Annotated in this window: 4 protein-coding genes; all 4 read left to right on the forward strand. The window is 69.6% G+C overall.

From position 1 onward, the window contains the following. A partial coding sequence (locus tag ACIQ1T_RS15195; protein ID WP_395945390.1) for an Ig-like domain-containing protein occupies positions 1 to 9,460 on the forward strand: 9,460 nt, incomplete at its 5' end. A gap of 53 nt (positions 9,461 to 9,513) precedes the next feature. Further along, on the forward strand, positions 9,514 to 10,737 hold the full coding sequence (locus tag ACIQ1T_RS15200) for a TolC family protein (protein WP_395945391.1): 1,224 nt from the start codon (positions 9,514 to 9,516) through the stop codon (positions 10,735 to 10,737). After that, positions 10,734 to 12,881, forward strand: coding sequence for a type I secretion system permease/ATPase (locus ACIQ1T_RS15205; protein ID WP_395945392.1), 2,148 nt, complete (start codon positions 10,734 to 10,736; stop codon positions 12,879 to 12,881). The genes ACIQ1T_RS15200 and ACIQ1T_RS15205 overlap by 4 nt, the downstream gene beginning before the upstream one ends. Beyond that, entirely contained in the window at positions 12,874 to 14,064 is a 1,191-nt protein-coding gene (locus ACIQ1T_RS15210; protein ID WP_395945393.1) for an HlyD family efflux transporter periplasmic adaptor subunit, read from the forward strand. The genes ACIQ1T_RS15205 and ACIQ1T_RS15210 overlap by 8 nt, the downstream gene beginning before the upstream one ends. Positions 14,065 to 14,107 lie beyond the last annotated feature (43 nt).

Genomic DNA, 14,107 nt, shown 5'->3' on the forward strand with positions numbered 1-14,107 from the left:
GGGGCCTGACGGCGCGGTCCTGGGGACCGGAACAGTGAATCCGGACGGCACCTTCTCCATTCCTCTGTCGCCCGCCCCCACCAATGGCGAGACCCTGACCTTCTCGCAAAGCGATCCGGCCGGAAACGTGTCGCCGGTCACCACCGTGACTGCGCCGGACAGCACCGCGCCGACGGCGCCGACCAATATCGTCGTGGACGGCGGATCGGCGACCGGCAGCGGCGAGCCGGGGGCCACGGTCACGGTCAAGGGGCCTGACGGCGCGGTCCTGGGGACCGGAACAGTGAATCCGGACGGGACCTTCTCCATTCCTCTGTCGCCCGCCCCGACCAATGGCGAGACCCTGACCGTCTCGCAAAGCGATCCGGCCGGAAACACGTCGCCCGATGCGACGGCGACGGCGCCGGACACCACGGCGCCGTCGGCGCCGACGAACGTCATCGTCAGCGAGGATGGCGCGACCGTGACCGGCGCAGGCGAGCCGGGGGCGACGGTTTCGGTTCGCGGCGCCGACGGCTCCGTCCTGGCGACCGGACCGGTCGGAGAGGACGGGTCGTTCACCGTGCCCGTGTCTCCGCCTCTGGCGGATGGAACGACGGTCACCGTCGTCCAGACGGATCCCGCCGGCAACGTGTCGCCGGGCACGGACGCCGCCGCGCCGGGCGTGAGCCTGCCGGGCGGTCCGGATGGACTGGACGCCCCGGTCATCCTGGTAGGTGAAGCCGCAGGCGGCGTGAACGCCGCCGAGCTGAGCGACGGCGTGCAGGTGCGCGTCACCCTGACGCCGGGAACCCGCGCGGGCGATACGCTGGTGTTGAGCGTCACCGGGCCGGACGGCCAGACGCTGGAATATGTCATCACGGTCGGCGAGGTTCAGGCCGGCGTCGCCGAAATCGTGATCCCCGCCGGCATCGCCGACGGCCCCTATACGATCTCGGCCCAGATTCAGGACGACCAGGGCAATGTGTCCGCGCCGTCCCAGGCGGTGAACTTCATCGTCGACACGGTCACGGACCTGCCGGGTATCACAACGGCGAACGGCCTGGGTCTGTCGGGCACGGGCGAGGTCGGCGCGACCATCGCCCTGCTGAATTCCGACGGCAGCCCTGTGCTGAACGGTGCGGGCGCGCCTGTCACGACTACGGTCGGCGTCGGCGGGACCTGGAGCATCCCGGGGTCTGCCCTGGCCAACGGCCTGGACGGCTTCACCGGTTCGGTCCGCGCCACGGACGGCGCGGGCAACACCGCGAGTACCACGGTGGGGCCCATCGACGGTTCGACCACGGCCCCGGTCATCACCGGCGCCAATGGAACCGGAATTCAGGGTACGGCCGAAATCGGCGCCACCATCACCCTGCTGGACGAGAACGGCGTTCCAGTCCCGGGCGCAGGCGGCGCCCCGATAACGGCCGTCGCGGGCGCGAACGGCGTCTGGACCATTCCGGCGTCCGCCGTTCCCTTGGGGCTGGATGGATTCAACGGCGCGGTCCGCGCGACCGATGTGGCCGGCAATTCGGCCTCGACCGACGTCGGGCCGATCGACGGCACGGTGACCCTGTCGATCAATATCGACGCCGTGACGGCGGACAATGTCGTCAATCTGGTCGAGTCCCTGGCGACCTCTGTGCCGGTGACCGGGTCGGTCTTCGGAAACTTCATTGCCGGCGCGGCAGTCGTGGTGACCCTGTCGAACGGGGCGAGCCAGACCGTCCAGATCAATGCGGACGGCACCTGGGCCGCGGCCTTCTCCGGCGCGGATCTGGCGGCCTCGACCTCGATCGCGGTCAGCACGACGGACGGGGGCGGCAACCCGACCCCCGTGACCGACAGCCAGACCTATACGGTCGATCTGACGCCGCCGCCTGCGCCTGTCATCACCAGCGCCAACGGCGCCGGCGTGGCGGGTACGGCTGAGGCCGGCGCGACCGTCACCCTGCTGGACAATGCGGGGAATCCCATCGCCAGTGTCGTGTCCGGTTCTGACGGTCGTTGGACGATTCCGGCCGGAGACGTTCCGGTGTCGCTGGACGGCTTCATCGGTTCGGTGGTCGTGACCGATCCTCCGGGCAACCCGACGACGGTCGGGCTGGGGCCGATCGACGGCTCGACCCCGGCGCCGATCCTCATGACCGCAAACGGTTCCGAGCTCGACGGGACCGCCGAGGCCGGGGCCGTCCTCGTCCTGCTGGATGCGAGCGGAAATCCGGTTCTGGGCGCGAATGGCGCGCCGATCTCGGTCACGGCCGACGTCGGGGGAACCTGGACCATTCCGGCCCAGTCCGTCCCGGGCGGGCTGGACGGCTTCACGGGTTCCGTCCGCGCAACCGACGCTGCGGGGAATGTCGCGACGGCCAGCGTGGGGCCCGTCGACGGCTCGACGCCGACACCGGTCATTCTGGCTGCGGACGGTTCGGGGATTTCCGGCACGGCCGAAATCGGCGCCACGGTCGCCCTCGTCAACGCCGCCGGCAATCCGGTCGTTGGCGCTGATAATGCGCCCCTGGTCGCCGTCGCCGACGCCGATGGGCGCTGGAGCTTCCCTGTGGGGTCCGTCCCGGGCGGCCTGGACGGCTTCACCGGCTCGGTCACTGCGACCGACATCGCAGGAAACTCGGCCGCCGCCGCCGTCGGCCCGATCAACGGCGCGGTCTCGACCTCTCTGTTCGTCGATGCGGTGACGGCGGACAATATCGTCAATCTGGCGGAGTCGCAGGGCCTCGTGACCATCTCCGGCGCGGCCTTTGGCGGCTACACCGTGGGACAGCTGGTGACCCTGACCACCTCGAGCGGCGTGGTCTTCACCACCACCCTCCAGGCCGGCGGCGGCTTCTCGACGCAGGTCAGCGGCGCCGCGCTGGGCGCATCCACCTTCATCACCGCCTCGATCGCCGCAACGGACAACCTCGGCGCTCCGGTCACTGTGAGCACGAGCCACGGCTTCACCGTCGATCTGGCCGGCAATCCCGTTCTCATCACACAGGCGAACGGCGTGGCCCTGTCCGGCATCGCCGAAGGCGGCGTCGTCGTCAGCCTGCTCAATGCAGCGGGCGTGCAGGTCGCCTCGGTGACGGCCGACCCGAGCGGCGCCTGGAGCTTCCCCGCCTCGACGGTGTCGGGCGGTCTCGACGCCTTTAACGGAAGCATCACGACCGTCGACGCCGCCGGCAATCCCGCCAGTGTTCCGGTGGGACCGATCGACGGCGCCACCCCGGCGCCGACGATTACGACGGCGAACGGTCTGGGCCTGTCAGGATCTGCGGAAGCCGGGGCCAGCCTGGCGCTGCTGAACGCCGACGGCAGTCCGGTGACCGACGGCGCGGGCGCGCCGGTGACGGTCACTGTAGCGCTGAACGGGGCCTGGAGCGTGCCGGCGTCAGCCGTTCCCAATGGCCTGGACGGCTTCTCGGGCCTGGTGCGGGCCACGGACGGTGCGGGCAACACGGCGGTCTCGACCGTTGGGCCAGTGGACGGATTGACGTCGGCGCCGGTCATCACCGGGGCCAATGGAACGGGAATCCAGGGTACGGCGGAAGCCGGGGCGACCATCGCCCTGCTGGATCAGAACGGCGCCGCGGTGACAGGCCCCGGCGGACCGGTCACGGCGACGGCGGACAACAACGGCGTCTGGACCATTCCAGCGGCTTCGGTTGCAATCAGCCTGGACGGGTTCTCAGGCTCGGTCCAGGCGACCGATCCGGCGGGCAATACGGCCTCTGCCCCGGTCGGTCCCATTGATGCGACGGCCACGTTGTCGATCAACATCGACGCGGTGACGGCGGACAACCTCATCAATCTGGCGGAGGCCGGCTCGGCGTCAGTGGTCGTGTCCGGGTCGGTGTTCGGCGATTTCATCGGCGGCGCCCAACTGGTCGTGACCCTGACCAATGGCGCTACACGGACCGTCACGCTGGATGCGGACGGCAACTGGACGACCAGCTTCCCGGGAGCCGATCTTGCGGCCTCGACTGCGGTGTCGGTGTCGATCGACACGAGCGACACCTCGGGCAATCCCATCTCCGTGACGGACAGTCAGGCCTATGCCGTCGATGTGACGCCGCCGGTCGCGCCGGCCATCGTCTCCGCGAACGGCGTCGGGCTGACCGGGACCGGCGAGGCGGGCGCCACCGTGACCCTGATCAACGCCGCCGGCAATCCGGTGACGACGAGCGCGGGCGCGGTGGTCACGGCCGTCGTGGGCGCCAATGGACAGTGGACCCTTCCCGCAGCCGGGATTTCCGGCGGGCTGAACGGCTTCACAGGATCAGTCCGGTCGACGGATCCGGCGGGCAATACCTCGGCGACGGGCGTCGGCCCGATTGACGGCGTTACGGCGTCGCCTACCCTGGTCACGGCCAACGGCGTCGGCCTGACCGGCGTGGCGGAAGCCGGCGCCAGCATCGCCCTGCTGAATACGAACGGCACGCCGGTGTTGGGCGCGAACAATGCGCCCATCGTCGTCACGGCTGACGGGGCCGGCGTCTGGTCGATCCCGGCGGCCGCCGTTCCTGGCGGCCTGAACGGCTTCACCGGCTGGACACAGGCGACGGATATTGCGGGCAACACCGCCATCGGCCTGGTCGGTCCCGTCGACGGCGTCACGCCGGCGCCGGTGATCACCGCCGCCAACGGCGCGCTTCTTTCGGGCACCGGAGAGGCAGGGGCGACCATCGCCCTGATCAACGCCGGGGGTTCGCCGGTGGTTGACGGCGCCGGCGCGCCCGTGACGGTCGTCGTGGGGGCCAACAACACCTGGTCCATCCCGGCGTCCAGAATTCCGTCGGGGCTCGACAATTTCAGCGGCTCCGTCATCGCGACGGACGGGGCGGGCAACACCGCATCGACGGCGGTCGGCCCCATCGACGGCTCGGTCAACCTGACCCTGATGGTCAACGCCGTCACGGCGGACAATATCCTCAACGGCGCGGAGGCCGCCCAGGCGTCCGTCACCGTCAGCGGTACCGCGAGCGGCGAGTTCACGCCCGGCGACACCGTGCGGGTCGAACTGTCCACCGGCGTCTTCCAGACGGCCCAGATCGCAGCCGGCGGCGGCTGGTCGGTCACCTTCCCGGGCTCGGCCCTGGCCGCAGCGGTCAGCGTGACCGCCTCGGTCACGACCCAGGACACCGCCGGCAATATGGTCACCGTGACCGACGTTCAGGCCTATGCCGTCGATCTCTCGACGCCTGCGCCCCAGGTACAGATCGCCAACGGAACGGGACTGAGCGGCGTGGCGGAGGGCGGTGCGACCATCGTGCTGCGCGCCGCCGACGGTCATCCGGTCGCGACGGTGGTCGCCAATCCGGCGGGCGTCTGGTCGATCCCGGCCGGCGCCATCGCCGCCTCGCTGAACGGTTTCACCGGGTCGATCCAGGCCACGGACGCAGCCGGCAACTCGGCGGTGTCCGCCGTCGGACCGGTCGATGCGGCGGTCAATCTGTCGGTGACGGTGAACGCCGTGACCGCCGACAACATCCTCAACATCGCCGAGGCGGCCGCGTCCCAGGCCGTCACGGGCTCGGTCAGCGGCGAGTATAACGTCGGCGACGCGGTCGTGGTCACCCTGGCCAATGGCGCGGTCCAGTCCACCACCGTGGGCGCAGGCGGCGGCTGGAGCGTGAGCTTCTCCGGCGCCGACCTTGCCGCGTCCGCCGATGCGATGGTCCGAGTGACCACCACCGACGCGGCCGGCAACACCGCGACCGTCACCGTCGATCATCCCTTTGCTGTCGATCTGGTCGCCCCGGCTGCGCCCGTGATCACTTCCGCAGGGGCTGCGGGCCTCGCGGGCGGCGGAGAGGTCGGCGCGACCATCCGGCTGGTGGACGCCGGGGGGGCGCCCATCGTCGGCGCCTCCGGTCAGCCGATCACGGCTCAGGTCGCCGCCAACGGGCAATGGACCATTCCGGCCGCGGCCTTCGCCGGCGGTGCGGTTCCGGCGGGCCTAGCCGGGTCGGTCGTCGCGGTCGATGTGGCCGGAAACCTTTCCGGTTCGACGACCCTTCCAGCCATCGACGTGACGCCGCCCAGCGGAGCCACGACCAGCATCAGCATCGCCGCCATCGCGGGCGACGACATCGTCAATCTGACGGAATCCCGCGCACCGGTCGCGGTCAGCGGCCAGGTGACGGGCGAGTTCCGGGCCGGTGACGCCATTACGGTGACGGCCGGCGCCACGACCATCGCCACGACGGTCGCGGCGAACGGAAGCTGGACAGTCAACCTGCCGGGCACGGCCCTGGCCGGCGGCGCGGTGCAGGTGTCCCTGGCCGCCAGCGATGCGGCGGGCAATATCGGCACGATCACCGCCAGCCGCGCCTACACGGCGGATCTGACCAGCCCGGGTGGTGCTGCGGGAACCGACGCGCCCACACTGACCATCGCGGCGGCGGCGGACGGCCTGATCTCCCCGACCGAGCTGGCGGCCGGCGTCAACGCCGTCGTCGGTCTGACCCCGGGCGCACGGGCGGGCGACACCGTCACGCTCAATGTCACGACGGGCGGGGTGGTCTTCCCGTTCAGCGTCGTCCTGGACCAGGCCCAGGTCAACGCCGGCCAGGTCACCGTCAGTCTCGGCTCGGGACTCGTGGACGGCAGCTACAGTGTCGCCGCCGTCATCCGCGATCCCGCCGGGAACGCGTCCGCGCCCTCGACCGGCGTCGGCTTCAGCGTTGACGCCACAGCGCTGTCAGCGGCGACCATCTCCGCCTCGGTGTCCGAGGTCGCGATCGGTGTCGTCGCCACCGGCGTCATTCCCGTCACCGGAGCCACTGGACCCGTCACAGTCGCGCTTCAGGCGCCGACGACGCCGCTGACCTCCCGCGGCGTCGCCGTGACCTGGACGACCGACGTGAACGGAACCCTGATCGGTTCGGCGGGCGGTCGCGAGGTCGTTCGGGCCACTGTCAACGCCCAGGGTGACTACGCCGTCTCCCTGCTGGACTCGATCGACCACCCGGCCCAGGGGGCGGACACCCTCGTGGCGCCGATCGGCGTGGTGGTGACCGACAGCACCGGATCTGCAATCGGCTCCATCGCGCTCAACATCGTCGACGGCGTGCCGCAGATGGCGGCGCCCGTCACCCTGAACCCCGGACAGCCGGGCGTTCTGGTCGGCAGTCTGGTGCAGAGTTTCGGCGCCGACGGCGGCAATCTGTCTTCCGTCACCATCGACGGCCGTGTCTTCACCTACAACGCCACGACCGGCGCGGTGGCGACCGGCGGAAGCTCCGCCAATATCGTCGCCTATTCGGTCAATGGCGCCGTGGTCTCCGCCACGACGCTGCGGGGAGAGGCCGTCAGCGTCGATCTGACCACCGGCGCCTATCGCGTCGAGGTCACTGGCGTGTCCTCGGGGCCGGGGGCGCAGGTCGCACCCCAGGTCAGCGCGTCCGGCGGGGGCGCCTTGCTGGGCCTTCTGGAGGCCAACGCCCTGGGGCTCATCCAACTGGGGTCGGGCCAGATCTTCACGGCCTCCGACGCCAACAACAATATCCAGTCCGTGTCCCTGAGCTATTCGCCGGGCATCGCCGTGTCGCTCGGCACGCGAGCCTTCAGCTACAACACCCAGCTCGCCCAGGAGCTTGGTCTGGTCGTCACCAGCAACAACAGCGCCTTCTCCCCGGCGCTGACCATCACCTCGACCAGCGGAACCATCGACAATCTGAAGCTCAACGAACTGCTCGGCACCGTGACCTTCGTCAGGACGGGCATCATTCTGGAAGTCGCGCCGACCTTCACCATCACGGCCAGCGACGGCAGCGGCAGCCCCAGCACGGCGTCCGCGACCAATCTGCTCAGCTTGAACATCGGCGCGGTGTCTCCGCAGATCACCCCGGGCGGCACTTCGGGATCCGACACCCTGAACGGCGCCGACAACGCCAGCACCCAGCAGTCCGATCGTCTTTACGGCTATGCCGGCAATGACACCTTGAACGGCGGGGCGGGCAACGACCTGCTGCGCGGCGGGGCGGGCAACGATCTGCTGAACGGCGGGACCGGCAATGACCTGCTGATCGGCGGAACCGGCAACGACACTCTGACCGGCGGCGCCGGGCAGGACGTCTTCCGCTGGGAATCGGGCGATCAGGGCACGACGGCCTTGCCGGCCCTGGATACGATCACCGACTTCAACACGGCCAGCGTCACCCTGGGCGGCGATCTGCTGGATCTTTCGAACCTGCTGGTGGGCGAGGGGCGGGTCGGCAATACGCCCGGCAACCTGACCAACTACATCCACTTCGAACAGACCGGTTCGGGCACGCTGATCCACATCAGCACCACGGGCGGCTATGTCGGCGGTTTCGGCGCGGGGAACGCGGGTCAGACGGACCAGCGGATCCTGGTGCAGGGCGTCAATCTGACGACCGGCTTCGGCTCCGATCAGGCGATCCTTTCGAACCTGCTGTCGCAGGGCAAGCTGATCGTCGATCAACTGCCCACCGTGCCGCCTGCGCAGACTCCTCTGGTCATCAGCGGCTCGGCGGTCGATCGTGACGGCGACACCGGCTCCACGACCCTGACGATCAACGACTCGGGCGTCGTGCCCGGTGCGGCTCCGGTCAATGTGGCGCCGGTGGTCGAGGCTCAGGCCGGCCTGCTGCTCGGAAGTCTGGGGCTGGCGGGTCTGAACCTGGGCGAGCAGGATCTTCTGGCGGCGGACGCCAACGGCAATATGAGCCAGGTCGCGGTCACCTATTCGCCGACCCTGGCCCTGAACCTGACGCCCCTGACGTTCGGCTATTCGGCCGCACTCGCGGCGACCTACGGCTACAGTGTCCAGGTCAACCAGTCTGCGGGCACGCTCGGCGTCCTTGCGCCCTCGGCGTCCATCGTGGTCACGGCCCTGAACGGCGGTGCCCTGGACAACGCCCAGATCAACCAGTTCCTGGCCACCGTCCATCTGACCGAGACCACCGGCGGCCTGCTGAGCAGCAATCTGCTGAGCGCCAACGTCCTGAACGCCCTGACCATTACGGCCACGGACCTGCAGGGCCTGAGCGGTTCGACCGTGGTCGGGTCCGTTCTCAGCGTCAATCTGCTGAACAGCCTGGACGAGGCCGGGGCGTCTCCGACGTCTTCCGCCTTCTCGATCCAGGCGGTCGAGGCGGACGACGGTATCGACCATGGCCTGATGGCCCGGTCGGGCGGCGAGGACGTGGTCGCCGTGCCGATGCACGAGGCCTTCGGCGTCGGCGTCGGCGGTCCGCTGGTCGATCAGTGGAGCAGCACCGGCGACATGGCCATGAGCGTCGACGTGGACGAGGTCATGACCGGGCATGAGGCGATCTCGATCTTCGTCGAGGACGGCGGTGATCTGTACATCCCGGATCAGCAGCCGGACGCGCTTGCGCCCTCCGGCACCGCCTTCGCCAGCTTCGGCGGGGACATCACGCCTCTCGACATCGGCGCCGTCGCGCCGACCCCGATCTTCGACGAGGAGGCCAGCCTGGTGCACGCATGACATTCTGGGGGGAGAGGCTCCGGCGGACCTTGTCCGCCGGAGGATTGGCAGGATTGATACTGGCCGGGTCTCCGGCCTGGGCCGGCGCGTCTCTGGAGGAGGCGGTGCTGCGCGGCGTGCTGCGCCATCCCGAGGTCCGGGGCGCCGAGGCCGAGGTGGCCATGGCGGCGACCGAGGCCCAGATCGCGCGTAACGGCTATCTGCCCACCTTCGGCGCCTCGACGGGACCGGCGGCGGCCGGGGTCGGTTATGATCTGACCCTGTCCCAGACGGTGTACGACTTTGGCCAGACCGGCAGCCAGATCGACCAGAAACGGGCCCTCCTGGCCCAGCAGCAGGCCAATCTCGAGGTGGTGCGCGACGATGTCGCCCTGGAGATCGTCGAGGTCTATCTCGATATCGCCAGCAAGCGCGCCCAGCTGTCCGTCGTCGAAACCCATCTGGAACATCTGACGGCCCTGGCCGAGATGGCCAGGACCCGGGTCGAGAGCCGCTACTCCGACCAGGCCGAAACCGGTCGCGTCGCCCTGGCCGTCGCCACGGCACAGGGCAATCAGGCGCGGCTGACCGGCGAACTGGCCGATGCGACGGATCACTACGCCCTGCTCGTGGACGAGGCGCCGAACGGCGTGCGCCTGCCCGATCCTCCCCGCTTCCTGGACCGGGTGCGAGAGGAGGGCGACCTGGAGGCGGCCATCGCCACGTCGCCCCTCTACCGCCGGGCCGCCCTGGCGGTTCGCGCCGCCGACGCCGGGATTCGTGAGGCGAAGGCGGCCCGCTTTCCCCGCGTCGCCGTCGAAGGCTCCCTTCAGCGACGCGAGATCGGCGGGCGTCTGGTGGACGACAGCGCCGTCGCCCTGCGTCTGCGATTCAATTCTCAGCAGGGGCTCGCGGCCCTTCAACGCCCGGAATTGGAAGAGCAACGTCGCGCCGCCATCGCTCTGGGGGCGGAATCCGTGGCGCGTGATCTGCGCCGGATCGTCGAGTCCCTGGCCGCCCAGGACGGCGCCCTGGACGGGCGGATCGGGGCCCTGTCCGACCAGGCTGAACAGTCCGGCGCCGTGCGCGACGTCTATCGCGAACAGTTCCTGGTCGGGCGACGCGACATCCAGGACCTGGTCATCATGGAAACCGAGAATTTCGAGGCCGAGCGCCAGGTGATCGAACTGACCATCGATCGCCTGCGGCTTCAGTACCGCGCCGCGGCCCAACTGGGCCTTCTGATCCCTGCCATGTCCGGCGACGATATGCAGTCGCCGACGGAGATCGGCCGATGAGCCAGGATTTCGCACCTACCGCCGCCGAAAGACGCGCCGATCCTCTGCTGGAGGGGCTCAGTCTCCTTGCCGCCGAACTGGGGCGCCCGGCGTCCTCGGCCCAACTGGCCGACGGCCTGCCGTTGGCGGACGGCCGCCTGCCGCTGGACCAGGTGCGCAAGGCGATGCGTCGCGCCGGCCTGTCGGCCCGCGCCGTGCCCATGTCGGTCGACGAGGCGCCGCCCGGGCTGTTTCCGGCCCTGCTGCTGATGCGCGACGGCGAGACGCGGGTGCTGACGGCGCGCGACGGCGATCATGCGGTGATCCTGACGCCCGAGACCGGGGGCGGGCAGGAGCGGGTGTCGCTAGACCGTCTGCGGGGCGAACACGCCGGGCTGATCGTCTTCGCCCGGCCCCTGTACGAGGGCGACGACCGCGCCGGCGCTTATGGGCGCGAGACCCCGCGTCACTGGCTGCGTGGTGCGGTGGCGGAATACTGGCCGGCCTTCATCGAGGTCGGGGTGTCCGCAGGTTTCGCCAACCTGCTGGCCATAGCCTCCTCGCTGTTCGCCATGCAGGTTTACGACCGGGTGGTGCCGACCTCGAACTTCAACACCCTGTGGGTGCTGGCCAGCGGGGTGATCCTGGCCGTGGTGGCCGAGTTGCTGCTGCGGCTGTTGCGCGCCCATCTGCTGGACGTGGCGGGCAAGAAGCTGGACCTGAAACTGTCGTCACGCCTGTTCGAGCAGGTGATGGCCATCCGTCTGTCGGCCAAGCCCGGCTCGACCGGCGCCTTCAGCAGCCAGGTGCGCGAGTTCGAGTCGATCCGCGAATTCTTCACCGCCTCGACCGTCGCCGCCATCAGCGACGCCCCCTTCATCTTCGTCTTCATCGGGGTGATCGCGCTTCTGGGCGGTCCCGTCGCCCTGGCGCCCCTGGCGGCCGTGCTGCTGATGCTGGTCCCCGCCTGGCTGCTGCAGAAGAAGCTGGGCGAGCTGTCGCGCGCCAACCTCAGGGAAGGTGCGGTCAAACAGGGACTTCTTCTGGAGACCGTCGACAATCTGGAAGCGGTCAAGGCGACCCGGTCCGAAGGACGGAACCTGCGTCTGTGGGACATGCTGTCGGCGCAACTGGCCGATTCCGGCGCGCGGACGCGGTCGATCTCGACCACCCTCAGCTATTCGGCGGGGGCGGCCCAGCAACTGGCCTATGTCGGGGCGGTGGTGATCGGCGTCTATCAGATCGCCGCCGGCAATATGACCACCGGCGCCCTGGTGGCCTGTTCGCTGCTGCTGTCGCGCGCCATCTCGCCGACGGCCCAGTTCACCGGCATCCTGGCCCGCTGGCAGCATATCAAGATCGCGCTCGAGGGGCTGGATCAGCTGATGAGCGCGCCGGTCGAACGGCCGGCGGACCGTCAGTTCACTCGCCGTCCCGATATTCGCGGCGGCTTCGAGATCCAGGGGCTGGAGGTCCGGCCTGCGCCGGACGCCGCCCCGATCCTGGTCATTCCGCGCCTGACGATCGCGCCGGGCGAACGGGTCGCCCTGATCGGCGGCAACGGCGCGGGCAAGTCGACCCTGCTGCGGGTTTTGTCGGGCATCGGCGACCCCACGGCGGGGCGGATCCTGCTGGATGACGTCAGCCTGCCGCAGATCGAGCCCGCCGACCGGCGCCGGGCCATCGGCTATCTGCCCCAGGACTCGGCCCTGTTCCACGGCTCCTTGCGCGATAATCTGACCCTGGACGGCGGGCGTCACGCCGACGCCGAACTGCTGGAGGCGCTGGACGCCGTGGGGTTGGGCGGCTTTGTCCGGGCCCATCCGCGCGGTCTGGATCTGCCCCTGGTCGGCCCCCAGAGCGTTTCCGGCGGACAGCGCCAGGCCATCGCCGTGGCGCGGCTGGTGCTTCAGGATCCCCGCATCGTGCTGATGGACGAACCGACCTCGGCCTATGACCAGGCGAACGAGCGGCGGGTCGTGGACTTCCTGTCGTCCTGGTCGGCCGGCCGGACGGTGGTGGTCGCGACCCACAGGCGGGCGGTGCTCGGCCTGGCCGAACGGGTCCTGGCCCTGTCCGGCGGTCGCCTGGTCGGCGACGGCCCGAACGAGGCCCTGGCTGCGGCTTCAGGCGAAACTCCGGTGGTGAGGAAGGTCCATGGCTGACACGCTGAAGATCGAACGGCGGCTGCGCCGCGCCCTGGCCGACGGCCGCGACGGCGAGGCTCATCCGCTCGCGCGCCCTGTCCTGTGGGTCTGTATCGCCCTGATCGCGGTCTTCGTCCTGTGGTCCTCGTGGGCGACGGTGGACGAGGTCGCGCGCGGCGAGGGCAGGGTGGTGCCCAGCAGCCGCCTTCAGGTGATCCAGAGCCTGGAAGGCGGCATTCTGCGCGACCTGTTCGTGCGCGAGGGCGACATCGTCCAGGCGGGCCAGCCCCTGGCGCAGCTGGACGACAAGCGGTTCGAGTCCTCCACTCTGGAATCCGGGACCCAGGTGACGGCGCTGACCGCCGCCATCGCCCGGCTGGAGGCCGAGGTTCTCGGCGCGCCCTCGATCGACTTCCCCGCCAGCATCCCCGCCCGCGATCCGGTGATCGCCTCGGAACAGGCTCTGTTTCGCGCCCGCCGGCAGAACCTGAACGCGACCCTGTCCGCGCTGACCCAGGAAACCGCCTATGCGCGGCGTCAACTGACCATGGTCGAGCCCCTGGCCGCGCGCGGAGTCGTCAGCGAGGTCGAGGCCCTGCGCCTGGGCAAGGAGATCGCCGAACTGACAGGTCGCCAGACCGAGGTGCGAAACACCTATATGCAGGAGGCCTATGCCGAACTGGCCTCCAAGAAGGCCGAACTGGCGGCCCAGTCGCAGATCTTCAACCAGCGACAGGACCAGCTGGACCGCACCCGTCTGGTCGCCCCGGTCCGCGCCCGTGTGAACGACATCCTGGTCACCACGCGCGGCGGCGTGGTGCAGCCGGGCGAGGCGATCATGCAACTGACGCCGCTGGACGATCAGCTTCTGGTCGAGGCGCGCATCCTGCCGCGCGACGTCGCCTTCCTTCGTCCAGGCATGCCGGCGCGGGTCAAGATCACGGCCTATGACTACACGGTCTACGGGGATCTTCCCGCCCGGGTCGAACAGATCAGCGAGGACACGCTGGAGGAGGATACGCCGCGAGGAAAGGTGTCCTATTACAGTGTCTTGGTCCGCACCGACCGCGCCTATCTGCAGCGTAACGGCCAGCGCCTTCCGATCCGGCCGGGCATGGTGGCCGAGGTGGATGTCCAGTCCGGGCGCAAGACCGTGCTGAGCTATCTGCTCAAGCCGTTGGTAAAGGCCCGTTTAGCGTAACTTCGTTCTCCAATTCCGGACTGGACGGAAAGTTCAGGTCCAA

The sequence above is a fragment of the Brevundimonas sp. genome (genome assembly GCF_044336875.1).
Taxonomy (GTDB): Bacteria; Pseudomonadota; Alphaproteobacteria; order Caulobacterales; family Caulobacteraceae; genus Brevundimonas.